General features: G+C 72.1%; 19 protein-coding genes. 2 read left to right on the forward strand and 17 right to left on the reverse strand.

Annotation, left to right across the window (positions count from 1 at the left end; all coding sequences use genetic code 11):
- Positions 1-13: 13 nt before the first annotated feature.
- Positions 14-565: a GNAT family N-acetyltransferase gene (locus AB0K14_RS15375; RefSeq protein WP_360447459.1), complete on the forward strand. Its 552-nt coding sequence runs from the start codon at positions 14-16 to the stop codon at positions 563-565.
- 21 nt (positions 566-586) lie between these two features.
- The gene (locus tag AB0K14_RS15380) at positions 587-1087 is read left to right on the forward strand and encodes a hypothetical protein (RefSeq protein WP_360447457.1); all 501 of its coding nucleotides are present in this window, start codon (positions 587-589) and stop codon (positions 1085-1087) included.
- Here the strand turns inward: AB0K14_RS15380 and AB0K14_RS15385 are convergent.
- The 17 genes from AB0K14_RS15385 to AB0K14_RS15465 form a co-directional block, all read right to left on the reverse strand.
- On the reverse strand, positions 1035-1433 hold the full coding sequence (locus AB0K14_RS15385; protein WP_360447455.1) for a hypothetical protein: 399 nt from the start codon (positions 1431-1433) through the stop codon (positions 1035-1037). The genes AB0K14_RS15380 and AB0K14_RS15385 overlap by 53 nt on opposite strands.
- Before the next feature lie 62 nt (positions 1434-1495).
- Positions 1496-2281, reverse strand: coding sequence for a cellulose-binding domain-containing protein (locus tag AB0K14_RS15390; protein WP_360447453.1), 786 nt, complete (start codon positions 2279-2281; stop codon positions 1496-1498).
- Positions 2282-2496: 215 nt separating this feature from the next.
- The gene (locus AB0K14_RS15395) at positions 2497-2964 is read right to left on the reverse strand and encodes a tetratricopeptide repeat protein (RefSeq protein WP_360447451.1); all 468 of its coding nucleotides are present in this window, start codon (positions 2962-2964) and stop codon (positions 2497-2499) included.
- Between the two features lie 16 nt (positions 2965-2980).
- Positions 2981-3715 (reverse strand): 4-hydroxy-tetrahydrodipicolinate reductase, encoded by a 735-nt coding sequence (gene dapB / locus AB0K14_RS15400; protein ID WP_360447449.1) that lies wholly within the window; start codon positions 3713-3715, stop codon positions 2981-2983.
- Between the two features lie 80 nt (positions 3716-3795).
- Entirely contained in the window at positions 3796-5202 is a 1407-nt protein-coding gene (locus tag AB0K14_RS15405; protein WP_360447447.1) for a pitrilysin family protein, read from the reverse strand.
- The gene (locus AB0K14_RS15410; RefSeq protein ID WP_360447445.1) at positions 5199-7445 is read right to left on the reverse strand and encodes a polyribonucleotide nucleotidyltransferase; all 2247 of its coding nucleotides are present in this window, start codon (positions 7443-7445) and stop codon (positions 5199-5201) included. The genes AB0K14_RS15405 and AB0K14_RS15410 overlap by 4 nt, the downstream gene beginning before the upstream one ends.
- Positions 7446-7671: 226 nt before the next feature.
- A complete protein-coding gene (gene rpsO / locus AB0K14_RS15415; protein WP_360447442.1) occupies positions 7672-7941 on the reverse strand; it encodes a 30S ribosomal protein S15 in 270 nt (89 codons plus the stop codon).
- A 122-nt stretch (positions 7942-8063) separates the two neighbouring features.
- Positions 8064-8516 (reverse strand): 2'-5' RNA ligase family protein, encoded by a 453-nt coding sequence (locus tag AB0K14_RS15420; RefSeq protein ID WP_360447440.1) that lies wholly within the window; start codon positions 8514-8516, stop codon positions 8064-8066.
- Positions 8517-8519: 3 nt separating this feature from the next.
- A complete protein-coding gene (locus AB0K14_RS15425) occupies positions 8520-9005 on the reverse strand; it encodes a helix-turn-helix transcriptional regulator (protein WP_360447438.1) in 486 nt (161 codons plus the stop codon).
- Positions 9006-9096: 91 nt separating this feature from the next.
- On the reverse strand, positions 9097-10038 hold the full coding sequence (locus AB0K14_RS15430) for a bifunctional riboflavin kinase/FAD synthetase (RefSeq protein ID WP_360447436.1): 942 nt from the start codon (positions 10036-10038) through the stop codon (positions 9097-9099).
- Between the two features lie 140 nt (positions 10039-10178).
- Positions 10179-10559: a hypothetical protein gene (locus AB0K14_RS15435; protein WP_360447434.1), complete on the reverse strand. Its 381-nt coding sequence runs from the start codon at positions 10557-10559 to the stop codon at positions 10179-10181.
- Between the two features lie 117 nt (positions 10560-10676).
- Positions 10677-11588, reverse strand: a complete 912-nt coding sequence (gene truB / locus AB0K14_RS15440) for a tRNA pseudouridine(55) synthase TruB (protein WP_360447432.1) — start codon at positions 11586-11588, stop codon at positions 10677-10679.
- Positions 11589-11599: 11 nt separating this feature from the next.
- On the reverse strand, positions 11600-13057 hold the full coding sequence (locus AB0K14_RS15445) for an MFS transporter (protein WP_360447430.1): 1458 nt from the start codon (positions 13055-13057) through the stop codon (positions 11600-11602).
- A gap of 111 nt (positions 13058-13168) precedes the next feature.
- Positions 13169-14470 carry an MATE family efflux transporter gene (locus tag AB0K14_RS15450; RefSeq protein WP_360447428.1) on the reverse strand — a complete coding sequence of 434 codons (1302 nt, stop codon included), beginning with the start codon at positions 14468-14470 and terminating at the stop codon, positions 13169-13171.
- A 150-nt stretch (positions 14471-14620) separates the two neighbouring features.
- Positions 14621-15595, reverse strand: coding sequence for a bifunctional oligoribonuclease/PAP phosphatase NrnA (locus AB0K14_RS15455; protein ID WP_360447601.1), 975 nt, complete (start codon positions 15593-15595; stop codon positions 14621-14623).
- 109 nt (positions 15596-15704) lie between these two features.
- Positions 15705-16154: a 30S ribosome-binding factor RbfA gene (gene rbfA, locus AB0K14_RS15460; RefSeq protein WP_360447426.1), complete on the reverse strand. Its 450-nt coding sequence runs from the start codon at positions 16152-16154 to the stop codon at positions 15705-15707.
- 50 nt (positions 16155-16204) lie between these two features.
- Positions 16205-16501 carry a DUF503 domain-containing protein gene (locus AB0K14_RS15465; protein ID WP_360447424.1) on the reverse strand — a complete coding sequence of 99 codons (297 nt, stop codon included), beginning with the start codon at positions 16499-16501 and terminating at the stop codon, positions 16205-16207.
- Between the last annotated feature and the right edge of the window lie 46 nt (positions 16502-16547).

Genomic DNA, 16547 nt, shown 5'->3' on the forward strand with positions numbered 1-16547 from the left:
CTAGGGTTCCGACATGGCCGACGCCACAGTGCGCACCGCGCAGCCCGACGACGTGGCGGAGATCGCCCGCATCCACCGCGACACCTGGCGCACCGCCTACCAGGACCTCCTGCCCGCCGAGGTGCTCCAGGCGATCGACGTGGACGAGACCGCGCCGGCGTGGGCCGAGGCGGTCGGCCGCGGTCAGGTGTTCGTCGCCACCGAGGCCACCTGGACGGTCGGCTTCTGCGTCGCCGGGATCGCGCCCGAGGAGGAGCTGGCGCACGCGGACGGCTCGCTGCCCGCCGACGCGGCGACGACGGCGCTGGTGAGCGTGCTGGTGGAACCGCGCTGGGGACGGCGCGGGCACGGCGGCAGGCTGCTCGCCACGGCCGCCCACCACCTGCGCGAAGCCGGCGCCACGAGGGGCATCGCGTGGGTGCCCGAAGCGGACCAGGCCTCGATCGGCTTCTACGGCAAGGCGGACTGGGCCGCCGACGGCACGGTGCGCACCCTGGACGCCGGTGGGCGACCGGTGCGGGAAATAAGGGTTACCGGGGGGTTGTCCCTACTGCTCGAACCTTGACCGCGGAGGTAGCCTCGCCGGGTGCTCGGGTGGTTGTGCCTCACGTTCGGCGTTGCCTTCGGCTCCGCGCTGTTACCCCTGATCAGCATCGAGGTCTTCGTGATCGGGCTGGTGACCCAGCAGCCGGGCATCTCGTGGTGGTGGATCGGGCTCGCGGTGGCCGTGGGCCAGGTGCTGGGCAAGATGTTCTACTTCCTGGCCGCGCGCGGCTCGCTGCGCCTGCCCGCGATCATGAAGCGCAAGGAGAAGCAGGCCAAGCCGTTGTCACCGTGGCGGCAGAAGTGGCGCACCCGGTTGGAATGGGTGCGCGTGCGCTGCCACCGGCACCCGCACTGGATGTTCGGCACGCACGCGGTGAGCTCGGTGGTCGGCCTGCCGCCGTTCATGTTCACCACGGTGCTCGCGGGTCTGGCGGGCATGTCGTCCTGGCTGTTCATCTCCACCGGCATGGTCGGCCGGTTCGCCCGGTTCAGCGTGCTCGCCGCCTCGCCTGCCGCGGTGGCCGGCTGGTGGGTGCACTGACACCGGTCGGCGCGCCGGCATCGCGCTGGTGGAGCACCAGGCGCTGCTCGGGCAGCGTCAGCCCGTAGTGGTCGTGCAGCTCGGCCTGCTCGGCCTCGGACAGCTCCCGGTCGCCGACCTTCGGCGCGTCCTCGACCTCCCGCTCCTCCACCGGCACCACGAGCCTGCGGTCGCGCACCTGGGCGCCGCGGATGGGCACGAGGGTGGTCCCGGTGTCCCGGCGCACGGAGGCCCACAGCGGCCGACCACCGGCCAGCCACAGCCCCGCGACCGGCCCGATGGGCCGGCCGTGCCGATCCAGCACGTCACAGTCGTAGAGGCGGTCGACCGCCACTGCACGATCCATGCCTCATCGGCTACCCGGCCATCTGGGTGATCGCACGCTGAACCACCCGGTCGTGTGACCGCCTAGGGTTGGCGACCGGCCTCGTCACCCACTCGTCGGAGATGGCGGCGCACGACGAGCAGCACGGCGAGGCCCACCGTCCCCACGAGCGCGCTGATGACCAGCCCCAGGCGCAGCGCGTCCACCCCGCTCTCCGGGCTCACGTCGGCCGACAGCACGACCGCCGGCTTCGGCGACGCCGTCGGCCAGTCGAACGTGCCGGACGCCGCCGCCGACGACGACGTGGACGGCTTGGTCGTGGTCGCCGACGAGGACGCGGCCGACGACGTCGTGGTGGCGGTGGTCGTAGTGGTGGTCGTGGCGGACGGTGCGGTGGTGGGCGACGGCGTGGACGGTTGCGCCGGCGCACCGCCCGTCGTCGTGGCGGCCACGGGCGCGCCGGTGCACGGCACGCCGTCGACGGTGAACGACGTGGGCGCGGGGTTGGCGCCCGACCAGGTGCCGTTGAAGCCGACCGTCACCGACCGGCCCGTGCCCACCGCGCCGTTGTAGCCGGTGTTCCTGACCCGCACGGTGCTGCCGGACTGGGTGAACACGCCGTTCCACGTCTCGGAGGTGACCCGCTGCCCGGCGGTGAACGCCCACTCCAGGGTCCAGCCCGACAGCGGGTCGCCCAGGTTGGTCATGGTGACCCGCGCGCCGAACCCGCTCCGCCACTGGTCGGTGACCTCGTAGTCGACGTCGCAGCCCACCGCGGCGCCCGCCGTGGCCGTCGGGGTGACGAGGCCGACCGCGACCAGGGCGGTGGCGACGGCGAGAGCCACCCGGACGATCCGAGCGAGGTGCATGGGGACTCCTGGGGACGTGCGGCGGGTCGCCTGATTCTTCCCCAGGAGGTGCGCGTGGTCAGCCGAGTGCGAGCGCGACGCCCACGGCGGTCGCGATGACCACGCAGGCGACGGTCAGCCTCATGTTCTCGCAGGTTTTAGCCACATCACCCACGGTAACGACGCTCACCGAAAGATCCAAGGCAAGAAGACGTTAATACCGGATGAATCGCATCTCACTCAGCGTCTTGCGCACGATTCGTCGGCGACTGGAATAGGTCGATGGCCTGGCGCATGGTCTCCCGCGCCCGACCCCGGTCCCCGGCCAGGTCGTAGGCCTGCGCCAGCAGGAACCACGCCCGCCAGTCCTCGCGACGCGCCTCGACGTCGGCCAGGCGCTGCTCGAACCACGCGTCGGCCGCGTCCCGGTCCACCCGCCCCGACGGACGACGCGGCAACCCGGACGTGTCGAGGAGACCGCCCTCGGCGTCGAGCTGCCGCGCCATCCGCTCGGTGGTGAAGCCGAACCTCAGGTTCGTCCACGCGATCCACGCGCCGATCAGCGGGAGCACCAGCACGCCGACGCCCAGGCCGATGCCGACCGGGTCGCCGGTGCCCAGCAGCACCACGGCCCGCCCGCCCAGCAGCACGAAGTACACCGCCAGCGCGGCGGTGATCAGGAACGCGACGGTGCGGGTCGTCATCGGCTCGCGGACCCGCTCAGAGGCTCATGTACTTGTCGAGCCCCACGGACAGCCCGGGGTGCCCCGCGATCGACCGCACGGCCAGCAGCACGCCCGGCATGAACGACTTGCGGTCCAGCGAGTCGTGCCGCAGCGTCAGCGTCTCGCCCTCCGTGCCGAACACGACCTCCTGGTGCGCGATCAACCCGGCCACCCGCAGCGAGTGCACGCGGACGTCGCCCACGAGCGTGCCCCGCGCGCCGGGGGCCTCCTGCGTCGTCGCGTCCGGCATCGGACCGAGGCCCGCCGCCTCGCGCGCCTGCGAGATCAGCCGGGCGGTGTGCGCGGCGGTGCCGGAGGGCGCGTCCACCTTGCGCGGGTGGTGCAGCTCGACGACCTCGACCGACTCGTAGTACGGGGCGGCCAGCTCGGCGAACCGCATGGACAGCACCGCGCCGATGGCGAAGTTCGGCGCGACCAGCACACCCAGCTCCGGCTTCGGCTCCAGCCACTCCGCGACCGTGCCCAGCCGCTGCGCGTCGAACCCGGAGGTGCCGACGACGGCGTGGATGTCGTTGTCGACGCAGAACCGGATGTTGTCCATCACCACCTCGGGGCTGGTGAAGTCGACCGCGACCTCGGCCCCGGCGTCGGCCAGGTTGAACAGCCAGTCGCCCGCGTCGACCATGGCGACGACCTCCATGTCCGGCGCGGCCTCGACCGCCCGGCACACCTCGGCGCCCATGCGGCCCCTGGCGCCGATGACGGCCACGCGGAGGGGTTCGGACCTGCTCGCGGGGTCGGGCGAAGATGCCGAGGACTTGCTCGCGGGGTCGGGCGGGGACTGGGAACTCAAGAGATCACCTCGTGCACCTGGGACGGCAGATCGTCGGCGTGAGCGTAGGGCCCGACCACGGCGGCGGCGATGGGGCGTCGCAGCAGGTCCCGCGCCAACGTCGCGACGTCCGCCGCGGTGACCTCGTCGATGCGCGCCAACGTCTGCTCGACCGACAGGTAGTCGCCGTAGTTCAGCTCGCCCTTGCCGATGCGCGACATCCGCGAGCTGGTGTCCTCCAGGCCCAGCACGAGCCCGCCGCGCAGCTGACCCTTGCCGCGGGCCACCTCCGCGTCGCCCAGCCCGTCACGGGCCACCGTGGACAGCACGTCGCGCACCACGCCGGCCACGTCGCCGAGCCGGTCCGGCTGGCAACCCGCGTACACCGACAACGTGCCCGCGTCCGCGTAGAGACCCACCGACGAGTACACCTGGTACGCCAGGCCACGCCGTTCCCGGACCTCCTGGAACAGCCGCGAGCTCATGCCGCCGCCCAGCGCGGCGTTGAGCACGTTCAACGCGAACCGGCGCTCGTCGTGCCGGTCGAGCCCGCGCACGCCCAGCATCAGGTGCGCCTGCTCGGTGTCGTCGGAGTGCAGCACCAGCTTGCTGGAACCGGGGATGCGGGCCCGGCCGGCGCGCGGTGCGACGGGCGTGCCGACGCGGTCGAGCCGGTCGCCGATCTGCTTGCGCGCCAAGCGCATCACGTGCGCGTGGTCGATGTTGCCCGCCACCGCGAGCACCATCCGCGGCAGCGTGTAGCGCCTCTTGTAGAAGCCGAACAGCGCGTCGCGGTCCATGTCGCCGATGGACTGCTCGGTGCCCAGCACCGGCCGCCCCAGCGCGTGCTCGCCCAACAGGGCGTCGAGGAACGCGTCGTGCAGCAGGTCTTCCGGGTCGTCGTCGCGCATCGCGATCTCTTCGAGCACCACGCCGCGCTCGGTCTCGAAGTCGCGCCGCTCGCACAGCGCGTCGAACACCACGTCGCACACCAGGTCCATCGCCAACGGCAGGTCCTCGTCCAGGACGTGCGCGTAGTAGCAGGTGTGCTCCTTGGCGGTGAAGGCGTTCAGCTCGCCGCCGACCGCGTCGATCTCCTCGGCGATCTGCGCCGCCGTGCGGTTCGCCGTGCCCTTGAACAGCAGGTGCTCCAGGTAGTGCGCGGCGCCCGCGACCTCGACCCGCTCGTCGCGCGACCCGACCTGCACCCACAGGCCGACCGACGCCGAACGGACACCGGGGATGCGCTCGGTGATGACCCGCAGCCCGGACGGCAGCAGGCTGCGGCGCACGGCCACGCCGCCGTCACCACGTTCCAGCGCCACCGTGCTGCCGGGCTTCTGGAGGTGCCCGAGCCTGCGCGCAAGCGGACGGCCGCGGGTGCCGGAAGCACCCGCGGCCGTCCCGTTGACGCTCGTCGTCACTGCGCCGGGGCCTCGGAGACCTCGGCGGGTGCGGCGTCCTGCGCGGGGTTGTCGGCGGCCGGGGCCGACTCCGCGTCCTCGTTCACCAGCACCAGGCTGATCTTGCCGCGCTGGTCGATGTCCGCGATCTCCACGCGGAGCTTGTCGCCGACGTTGACCACGTCCTCGACCTTGTTGATGCGCTTGCCGTTGCCCAGCTTGGAGATGTGGATCAGGCCGTCCTTGCCCGGGAGCAGGGACACGAACGCGCCGAACGCCGCGGTCTTCACCACGGTGCCCAGGAAGCGCTCGCCCACCTTCGGCAGCTGCGGGTTCGCGATCGCGTTGATCAGGTCGATCGCGGCCTCGGCCGACGGGCCGTCCGCCGCGCCGACGTAGATCGTGCCGTCGTCCTCGATGGAGATGTCGGCACCGGTCTGCTCGGTGATCGAGTTGATCATCTTGCCCTTCGGGCCGATGACCTCGCCGATCTTGTCGGTCGGGATCTTGACCGACGTCACGCGCGGCGCGAACGGGCTCATCTCGTCCGGGCTGTCGATGGCCTCGGCCATGACCTCCAGGATGGTCAGGCGCGCGTCACGCGCCTGACCCAGGGCGCCCGCCAGCACGTCGGACGGGATGCCGTCCAGCTTGGTGTCGAGCTGGAGCGCGGTGACGAACTCCTTGGTGCCGGCGACCTTGAAGTCCATGTCGCCGAACGCGTCCTCGGCGCCCAGGATGTCGGTCAGCGCGACGTACTCCGTCTTGCCGTCGACCTCGTCGGACACCAGGCCCATCGCGATGCCCGAGACCGGCGCCTTGAGCGGCACGCCGGCGTTGAGCAGCGACATCGTGGACGCGCAGACCGAGCCCATCGACGTCGAGCCGTTGGAGCTCAGCGCCTCGGACACCTGGCGGATCGCGTAGGGGAACTCCTCGCGCTTGGGCAGCACGGGCATGAGCGCCCGCTCCGCCAGCGCGCCGTGGCCGATCTCGCGGCGCTTGGGCGAGCCCACGCGGCCGGTCTCACCGGTGGAGAACGGCGGGAAGTTGTAGTGGTGCAGGTAGCGCTTGTGCGTCTCCGGGGACAGCGAGTCGATCTGCTGCTCCATGCGCAGCATGTTCAGCGTGGTGACACCCAGGATCTGGGTCTCGCCGCGCTCGAACAGCGCCGAGCCGTGCGCCCGCGGGATCAGCTCGACCTCGGCCGACAGCGACCGGATCTCGGTGAGGCCGCGGCCGTCGATGCGCACCTTGTCGCGCAGGATGCGCTGGCGCACGAGCTTCTTGGTCAGCGAGCGGAACGCCGCGCCGACCTCCTTCTCGCGACCCTCGAACTGCTCGGCCAGCTTCTCCAGCACCGACGCCTTGATCTCGTCGATGCGGGACTCGCGCTCCTGCTTGCCGCCGATGCTCATCGCCTGCGCCAGCTCGCCGGACGCGGCCTGCTCGACGGCCTCGAAGGCGTCGGCCTGGTAGGCCGGGTAGGTCGGGAACTCGCCGGTGGCCTTCGCGGCGACCTGCGCCAGCTGGGCCTGCGCGTCGCACAGCACCTTGATGAACGGCTTGGCCGCCTCCAGGCCCGCGGCCACGACCTCTTCGGTCGGCGCCTGCGCGCCGTCGCCGATCAGGTCGATGACGTTCTCGGTGGCCTCGGCCTCGACCATCATGATCGCGACGTCGTCACCGACGACACGGCCGGCGACGACCATGTCGAACACGGCCTTCTCCAGCTGCTCGTGGGTCGGGAACGCCACCCACTGGCCCTCGATCAGCGCCACCCGGACGCCGCCGATGGGGCCGGAGAACGGCAGGCCCGCGAGCTGCGTGGACGCGGACGCGGCGTTGATCGCCACGACGTCGTACAGGTCCTGCGGGTTCAGGCTCATCACCGTGATGACGACCTGGATCTCGTTGCGCAGACCGTCCACGAAGGACGGGCGCAGCGGCCGGTCGATGAGCCGGCAGGTCAGGATCGCGTCGGTCGACGGGCGACCTTCGCGGCGGAAGAACGAGCCGGGGATGCGGCCCGCGGCGTACATCCGCTCCTCGACGTCCACCGTGAGGGGGAAGAAGTCGAAGTGCTCCTTGGGGTGCTTCGACGCGGTCGTCGCCGACAGCAGCATCGTCTCGTCGTCCAGGTAGGCGACGACCGAACCCGCCGCCTGGCGGGCCAGGCGACCGGTCTCGAAGCGGATGGTGCGCGTGCCGAACCGACCGTTGTCGATCGTGGCTGAAGTCTCGTGGACCTCGATGTCCGTCATATGTGGTACTCCTCGTCATGCGGGTCACAGCGCGCTCAGGGCGCGGGATCGCGGTTCGGACGAGGCCGGTCTTCGATCGAAGTCCCCTGGGTTTCGTCTACCAGGGGGCCACTACCGAGGACCGGCGAACTGTCGTCCCGGGCGCCGCGCGTGCTTCCCTCGTCTTTGTTTGTGCGAATAACGCCGAAGGGGAGTGACCGTGGTGGTCACTCCCCCTCGGCACGTCTCACCTGCGCAGGCCGAGCCGACCGATCAGGTCGCGGTAGCGCTGGATGTCCACCTTCGAGAGGTAGTTGAGCAGCCGGCGACGCCGGCCGACCAGCAGCAGCAGGCCACGACGCGAGTGGTGGTCGTGCTTGTGCGTCTGGAGGTGCCTCGTCAGGTCGGCGATGCGCTTGCTCAGCAGCGCGACCTGGGCCTCGGCGGAACCGGTGTCCGTGTCGTGGACGCCGTACTCGGCGAGGATGGTCTTCTTTTGCTCGGTGGTCAGTGCCACGTGCTCGTTACTCCTTGTACTGGTTAAGTCCCGTGCGGCCCCGCGTGAGCGGGGTAGTCGGTACTGGCCGCCACGGACCGCAGCCAGACCCAAATGTCGAGGTTACCAGCAGTGGCCGCGCGCTACGCGTTTGACGTGCGCAAGGGCACTCGGTCGAGCACGGTGTAGCCCTCGGCCGGGTCGCTGCGCACCAGTGCGACCTCCGTGGCGGTCCACTCACGGCCGGTGAAGTCCACGAGCGGCAGCGCGGTGCCGCGGGCCACGGTGAGGTGCGGTCGCCAGTCGGGCGGCACGCGTGCCGCCTCGCCCAACTCGTGCAGGTCACCGTCCACGCCGATCCACAGCACCTGCCGGAACGTGCCGCTGCCGCGCAGCCGGAGCACCGGCGCGGCCACGCGGTCGAGGCCGTCGAGCGGGTCGGCGGGCGCGGTCTCGCCGAAGAAGCGGACGGTGACGTGCCAGCGGGCCGGGTGCTGCCAGCGCAACCGGGGGTGGGCCCGGCGCAGCGGGCGCAGCGCGTCGTGCAGCTCGTCGACGGCGTCGGGGGGCGGGAAGACGGCGGAGAAGAGGCTCACCGGTCAGGCTTCGGGGACCTTGCCCGCACGGCGGAGCAGCTCGGCCAGGGCGGGGAAGTCCTCGCCCAGCACGTCCGCGGCCTGCGACAGCTCACGGCGGTCGGCCAGGCGGCGCAGGAACGGGAACACCACGGCCTCGGCGTCGGCGGCGTTCACGGGCAGTGAGTCGCGGCTCACCGTCGGCTTCGACTGGCGGACGTCCTCCAGCGCGCGCTGCAACGCCTCGGGGGCGCCGGAGGCCACGTCAGGGGTGAGGACCTTGCGCTCCAACATGATCATCCGGGCCAGCACGGAGGGGTTGCCGATCTTGGCCCGCCGGCCGCTCATCACCTGGCTCAGCATGGGGGCGCTGATGCCCAGCACGTCCGCGAGCTGGGCCTGGGACACGCTGAACGCGACCACGAGCCGACGTACCCGGTCGCCCAAGGGTTCCCCGTACCACTCTCGCTGCAACGCGAGGTTGCGCTGGACGATCTTGTGGTCCTCCACCTTCGCCTCTCCCCTGACCGACGGACGTCACAGGCATCTTGCCAGGTCGTCCGGTGTCACACGGCGGGTTCCACCCACCTGGTTCAACCCGTCAGGCGTCACCCGGATCCGTCAGGAGGTCACGCGTCGTGGCCACGTCGCGGTGCATCTGCTCCAGCAGCGCCTCGACGCTGTCGAACTTCTCCATGTCCCGCAGCCGGTCCACGAAGTCCAGCGCCACCCGCTGCCCGTAGAAGTCCTCGTCCACGTCGAGCACGAACGCCTCGACCCGCCGTTCCCGGCCGGAGAACGTCGGGTTGGTGCCCACGCTCACCGCGGCCTTGAGGCGGCGGCCCGAGCCGTGCACGAACCAGCAGGCGTACACGCCGTCCGCGGGCACGGCGGCGAACCGCGTGGTGGACAGGTTGGCCGTCGGGAAGCCCAACTCCTTGCCACGCCCGTCACCGCGCACCACGATGCCCTCCAGCCGGTGCGGCCGGCCGAGCGCGTGCGCCGCCGCCGCCACGTCGCCGGCGTCGATGCACGCCCGGATGTAGGTCGACGAGTACGTCACCCCGTCGTCGGTCACCAGATCCGCCCCCTCGGTCACGAAACCGAACCGCTTGCCCAACGCGCGCAACAGGTCCACGTTGCCCGCCGCCCGATGGCCGAACGTGAAGTTCTCACCCACCACCACGGCCGCCACGTGCAGCCGGTCCACCAGCACCTCGTGCGCGAACTCGTCGGCCGGGGTGCGCGCCACCTCGGCGGTGAACGGGATCACGCAGAACACGTCCACCCCGAGCCCCTCGACCAACTCCGCGCGCCGGCGAAGGCTGGTCAGCTGGGCCGGGTGGCTGCCCGGTCGGACCACTTCGGACGGGTGCGGGTCGAAGGTGATCAGGACGCTCGGCACACCCTTGTCGGCGGCCGACTCGACCGCCCGGTTGATCAGCGCCTGGTGGCCCCGGTGGACACCGTCGAACACCCCGATCGTCACCACGCAACGACCCCAGCCGCCCGGCAGGTCGTCGAGCCCTCTCCAGCGTTGCACGGCGGCAAGCCTAGGCGGTCGGCCCCGGCGCGCCGTTCGAGGTCGGACTAGCCGTGCCGTCCGGGGTGGGCCAGTCGCGCCGTTCGAGGTGGGCCAGTCGTGCCGTTCGAGGTGGGCTAGCCGTGCCGTTCAGGGGTGGGCTAGTCGCGGCGGATGTCACGCCCGGCTTGGTGGATCGTGCTGCCCTCGCGCGCGACCGCGGTCTGGTTGACGGTGGTCGGCGAGTTGATGGTGACCGAGCCGAGCTCGCCGGCCTGCACCACGCCGCCGGTCACCGTGCCGTTGACGGTGTTGTGCACGGTGGCCGTCGGCGGTTGGGGCTTCGCCGCCGGCTCGGCGGTCGGTCCGGCCGCACGCGGGGCCGGTGCCACGCGCAGGGCGATGACCACGCCCAACGCCGTGAGCAACACGACCGTCACCCACGCCCACGGGTTCGCGCCGCCGTCGGTGGCCAGGTTGATCGCCACCCCGGTGGCCGAGGTCACCACACCGGCCGCGGCCGGCCACACCCATCTCGCCATGGTCACCACGGTAGGCCCTGCCCGGGCCGCTTGGTAGGCGTTCCGGGCACCGGACCCCCGTTCGGCGACGAGCCCACCGAGCCTCCCTGACCGGAGCGGACCTCGGCCCCCTCGACCTCAACCGACGGCGAGCACCACCAGCGGCTTGGCGATCGGACCCTCGTCCTTCGCCAGGGCCACCACGTGGCCGTCCGGGCCGAACACGCCGTACGTGCCGGCCAGGCCACCGGCGGCCAGGCGCTGGCCGTGCGACAGGGCCAGCGCCTCGCGCGTCGCGATCTCACGGCGGGGGAAGGCGGTGGACACGGCGGCGTCGAGGTCCAGGGACAGGCCCGGCGCGCTCTCCAACTGCTCCAGGGTCTTGGCCACGCGCAGGTCGAACGGGCCGACCCTGGTGCGCCGCAGCGCCGCCAGGTGGCCGCCGACGCCGAGGTCCGCACCCAGGTCACGGGCCAGCGCCCGCACGTAGGTCCCGGACGAGCACTCGACCATCACGTCCAGTTCGGTGACGCCCTCCTCGCGGCGGACCGACAGCACGTCGAAGCGGTGCACCGTCACCGGGCGCGCCGGGATCTCCACCGCCTCGCCCGCCCGGACCCGCGCGTACGCGCGCTTGCCGTCGATCTTCACCGCGCTCACCGCGCTGGGCACCTGCTCGATCGGACCGGTCAGCTTCGCCACCCCGGCCCGGATCGCGGCCTCGTCCACTTCGGACGCGTCGGCGGTGGACAGCACCTCGCCCTCGGCGTCGTCGGTCGTGGTGGCCGAGCCGAGGCGGATCGTCGACAGGTACGCCTTGCTGTCCAGCGCCAGGTGGCCCAGCAGCTTGGTGGCCCGCTCGATGCCGAGCACGAGCACGCCGGTCGCCATCGGGTCGAGCGTGCCCGCGTGCCCGACCTTGCGGGTACCGAGGATGCGACGGACCTTGGCCACCACGTCGTGGGAGGTCATGCCGTCGGGCTTGTCGATCACGACGAGGCCGGGCGGGACGGTCGGCCCGGAAGAACTGACACGAGAAGATGCGGACACGGTGGAGGATCCTAGGCCTCGACGAGAGCCTGCTCGTCCACTCCGCCCACGACGGTGCGGTCGCCGGCTCCACCCGCGGTTGTCCGGTTGCCGGCTCCACCCGCGGTTATGCGGTTGCCGGCTCCGCCCGCGGTCATCCGGTTGTCGACTCCGCCCGCGGCGACATCCCAACGACGTCGGCGCAGTTGCACGGGCACGGCTTCACCGCGGTCCTCGGCGGCGAACACCGCGGCACGTGCCCGGCGCCACCACACCACCGTGCGCCACACGCCCACCAACAGCACCGCGACCACCGCGAGGAACGCGATCCGGTACGCCTGCGGCGCCGCCACGGCGGGCTCCACCACGTCCAGCAGCACACCGACGGCGAGCGCGGTGAACGTGATCGCGGCGAACCCGCCGACGTTGGCCACACCGGTCGCCGTGCTGACCCGGTGCAACGGGTTGTAGTCGCGGACCAGCGCGAACGCCACGCCGGACACCGGGTTGCCCACCGCCAGCAGCGCGAACAGCAGGTACAGCACGGGTGTCGGCAGCACGCCGCCCGGCCAGCCCAGCAGCACCGCCCAGCACAGCACGGCCGCGGCCAGGTAGGAGCCGACGATCGGCATCCGCCACTCCGGCCGGCTGCCGATCACCGTGCCCATCACGGGTCCGGTCACGATCGCCACCAGCACCAGCGTGCTCAGCACCGCCGACGCCGACGGCCGCGACAGGCCCTGCGCCTCGACCAGGTACGGGAAGCCCCACAGCAGGCCGAGCACCGCGGGTGCGGACATCGACGTGAAGTGCACCCAGAACCCCAGGCGGGTGCTCGGCTCGCGCCACGCCTGGCCGACCTTCGCGCCCACCGCGCGCCACGGCACCGGTTCGACCACGGGCTGCGGCACGCCGGCGGGCACCTCGCGCACGCGCCACGCGACCACCGCCGCGTACGACGCCGTGGCCAGGCCCGCGATCAGGAACGTCGCCGTCCAGCCCGCGTCGTCCAGCAGCAGCGTCAGCGGCACGGTCGCGACCAGGTTGCCCGCACCGCCCAGTGCGGCGGACAGCGTCATCACCAGGGTGAACCGGCGGGGCGGGAAGTGGGCGGCGGCCAGCCGCAGCACGCTGACCCAGGTCATGGCGTCGCCGACGCCGAGCACGGCACGTGCGGCCAGGCCGAGCGGGTAGGACTCGGCGATCGCGAACAACGCCTGGCCGACGCCCATGAGCAGGGCGGCGGCGGTGAGCACGCGGCGCGGGCCGAAGCGGTCCACCAGCAGGCCGGTGGGGATCTGCATCAACGCGTAGAGGCCGATCTGCAGCACGGTGAACGTGCCGAGCGCGGCTGGTCCGACGGAGAAGCGGTCGCTCGCCTCCAGCCCGGCCACGCCCAGCGAGGTCCGGTGGAACAGGGCGGCGACGTAGACGACGACAGCGGTTGACCAGATCAGCCACGCGTGTTTGGTGGCACGATCGACCGGCAAGGTGGATCTCCTAGGCTTTCCGTGCGGCGGCACCCCCAGTATCGAGAAACAGTTGCCTACTGTTAACGATTCCTGAGGGTGCCGCTCACCACATCACGCCTGGTCACCGGGTCACCACACGGCGCCGACCCGCGCCCACTCCCCCGAACGGGTCCGCAGGAGCACCAGGACGAGCCGCAGCACCATGAACGCCGACAGGCCGCTCCAGATGCCGGTCAACCCCCAGCCGAACGCGTAGGACGCCCACACCAGCGGCAGGAAACCCAGCGCCGCAGAGGCCAGCGTCGCGGTCCGCAGGAACTTCGCGTCACCCGCGCCGAGCAGCACACCGTCCAGCGCGAACACCACGCCCGCGATCGGCTGCAACCCCACGAAGAACCACCAGGCGTGCGGCACCTCGTCCAGCACCGCCCGGTCGCTGGTGAACACCTGCGGCAGCGTGCCGGACAGCGCCGCGAACACGACGCCGAGCAGCACGCCGAACCACAGCCCGTACCCGGTGACCTGCCAGGCGAACCGGCGCGCCTGCTCACGGCGTTGCGCGCCGAGCGCCGCGCCCACGATCGACTGGGCGGCGATGGCCAAGGAGTCCAGCACGAGCGCGAGGAACGTCCACAGCTGGAGCACGACCTGGTGGGCGCCGACCGCGCCGACCGACGTGCGCGCGGCCACCGACGCGGCGGACAGGAAGCACGCCTGGAAGGCGAGGCTGCGCAGCACCAGGTCCCGGCCGAGGCCGAGCTGGGCCCGCATCCGGTGGCGATCCGGCCGCAGGCTCACCCGCTCGGCGCGCAGCGCCTTGAAGAACAACCCGGCCGACAGCACCTGCGCGACCACGTTCGCGATCGCCGAACCCTCCAGGCCCCAGTGCGCGCCGTGCACCAGCACGGGGCACAGCACGGCCGAGATGCCGTTGCCGACCAGCACGTACCGCAGGGGCCGACGGGTGTCCTGCACGCCGCGCATCCAGCCGTTGCCGGCCATCGTGACCAGCACGAACGGTGCGCCGAACAGCGCGACCCGCAGCCACGCGACGGCGTTGTCGGCCACCGCGCCCTCACCGGCCAGCAGCCGTGCGGCGGGCCCGGCCAGCAGCTGGCCGAGCAGGATCACGAGCGCGCCGACGGCCAGCGCGAGCCAGGTGGCCTGGACGCCCTCCTCGACGGCCTCGGTCCGGCGCCCGGCGCCGAACAACCGCGCCGTGCGGGCCGTGGTGCCGTAGGAGAGGAACGTCAACTGGGTCGCCACCTGGGTGAACAGCACCCCGCCGAGCGCGAGGCCGGCCAGCGGCAGCGCGCCGAGGTGGCCGACGACCGCCGTGTCCACCAGCACGTACAGCGGCTCGGCGGCCAACACCACCAGCGCGGGCGCGGCCAACCCGATCACCCGCCGCGCCGGAACCCGCTCCTCCACCCGATCCCCTCGATGCCCGACTGCCGCAGCCCGAACGTACGACCCACCCGGGAGTCCTACCCCCACACCACGCGTGTCCTACCTCCAGAACGCGCGAGTCCTACGTTCAGGACACCCGTGTCCTACGTTCAGGACCCCTGAATTCAACGCTCAGGACGCGGCGACCGTCTCCAGGGCGGCACGCAGGCGCGTCAACACCTCGTCGGCCTGACCGGTGGCGGTGAAGCCCGCGGCCAGCCGGTGGCCACCGCCGCCGAGCAGCTGCGCCACCTCGCGCACGTCCACCGCGCTCACCGCGCGCAACGACACCGACCACGACGACGGCCGCAGCTCCTTCAGCACCGCCGCCACCTCGGCCTCGGCCGTGGTCCGCACCAGGTCGACCACGCTCTCCACCTCCTCGGGCCGCAGCCCGGAGGCGTCCTCCAACGTCACGACGGCGTGCACGAACCCCAGCCCGCCGGCGGCCTCGCGCTCCAGGCACGCCCGGCTCAGCACCTTCGCCAACATCCCGAGATACCCGAACGGGTGAGAGTCCATCAACGGCCGGGCCACCGCCTCGGCGTCCACCCCGGCCGCGAGCAGCCGCGCGGCCACCTCGTGCGTCGTCGCCGACGCGTGCCGGAACGACCGCGTGTCCGTCACCAGACCGGCGTAGACGCACCGCGCCACCGGCTCGTCCAGCTCCACGCCCAACGCGTCCAGCAGCCGCAGCACCACGATCGCGGTCGCCTCGGCCCGGTCGTCCACCACGTTCACGTGCCCGAACCCGGGGTTCGACACGTGGTGGTCCAACACCACCACCACACCGGCGGTGGACACCCGATCGGCCAACGGGCCGAGCCGCCCCACGCTGCCGGTGTCCAACGCGACCAGCACCGGCGGCGCGGCGGGCACGGCGGACGCGGGCACCAGCAGCCCCGCCACGTCCAGGTTCCGCAACGTCTCCGGCACCTCGTCGGGCGCACCGAACGACACCCGGACCACCGCGCCGCGGCGGTGCAGGACCAGTCCCAGCGCCAACGCGCTGCCCAACGCGTCCGCGTCGGGGTTCACGTGCGCCAGCAGCGTCACGTCGGTGGCCGTGGACAGGACGCGGGCGGCCTCGGCCAGTGCGGCGCCCAGGTCTGTGGAACCACCGCGGGCGGTGGAGTCACCCCGGTCGGTGGGGTCGACCGGGCCGGTGGAGTCGCCCAGGTCGTTCGGGCTCAGCTCATTGTGCACGGCGAGAACGCTAGTCGGCGTCCTCGGCCTCGCGCGGAGGCTTGTACGGGTCTGGCTCGCCCGCGGGTTCCGCGCCGTGCGCGATGCGCGCCACCTCGGCGTCCAGCTCCCGCGCCTTGGCCAGCAGCTCGTCCATCCGACGCGCCTCGGCGGGCACGGTGTCGGTGATGAACGTCAGGGTCGGCGTGAACCGGACACCGGTCTGCTGGCCCACCATGGTGCGCAGCACGCCCTTGGCGCTCTCCAGCGCCGCCGCGGCGCCCGCGAGGTCCGGCTCGGAGTCCAGCCGCTCGCCGAGCACGGTGTAGTAGACCGTGGCGTCGTGCAGGTCGCCGGTCACCCTCGTGTCGGTGATGGTGACGCGGGCCAGCCTCGGGTCCTTCACCTCGTGCTCCAACGCGGAAGCCACGATCTGCGAGATCCGCTTGGCGAGCTTGCGAGCCCGTGCCTGGTCGGCCACGGCGCTCCCCTCCTGTCGTTGCGATGAGTCGCCTCGGGGGGCGACGTCTGCTAGTCGTCCTCCGGCCCGACCAACCTGTGGCGGGCGGAGAGAAGTTCCAGTTCGGGCCGTCCGGCCACGAGCCGCTCGCAGGCGGCCATGACGTCCCTCACATGCTCGGCGTCGGCGGCGACGGCCGCCACTCCGATCAGGGCGCGGCGGTGCAGGTCCAGGTGGCCCGCCTCGGCGACCGACACCTCGAACCTGCGGCGCAGCTCGGCCACGACCGGCTTGACCACCGACCGCTTCTGCTTCAACGAGTGGACGTCGCCGAGCAGCACGTCCAGCTCAAGGGCACCGACGTACACGGATCATCACCAGGTGTCGTGGTCAAGGGTGCGGGGCCGTCATCGC

It is taken from the genome of Actinosynnema sp. NPDC050801 (genome assembly GCF_040673975.1).
Lineage (GTDB): Bacteria > Actinomycetota > Actinomycetes > Mycobacteriales > Pseudonocardiaceae > Actinosynnema.

Excerpts from the sequence above, each read along its gene's own strand:
- AB0K14_RS15375 (WP_360447459.1), top strand. The coding sequence starts at position 14 with ATGGCCGACGCCACAGTGCGCACCGCGCAGCCCGACGACGTGGCGGAG.
- AB0K14_RS15385 (WP_360447455.1), bottom strand. The coding sequence starts at position 1,433 with ATGGATCGTGCAGTGGCGGTCGACCGCCTCTACGACTGTGACGTGCTG.
- AB0K14_RS15390 (WP_360447453.1), bottom strand. The coding sequence starts at position 2,281 with ATGCACCTCGCTCGGATCGTCCGGGTGGCTCTCGCCGTCGCCACCGCC.
- AB0K14_RS15395 (WP_360447451.1), bottom strand. The coding sequence starts at position 2,964 with ATGACGACCCGCACCGTCGCGTTCCTGATCACCGCCGCGCTGGCGGTG.
- AB0K14_RS15410 (WP_360447445.1), bottom strand. The coding sequence starts at position 7,445 with ATGACGGACATCGAGGTCCACGAGACTTCAGCCACGATCGACAACGGT.
- AB0K14_RS15435 (WP_360447434.1), bottom strand. The coding sequence starts at position 10,559 with ATGGCGAGATGGGTGTGGCCGGCCGCGGCCGGTGTGGTGACCTCGGCC.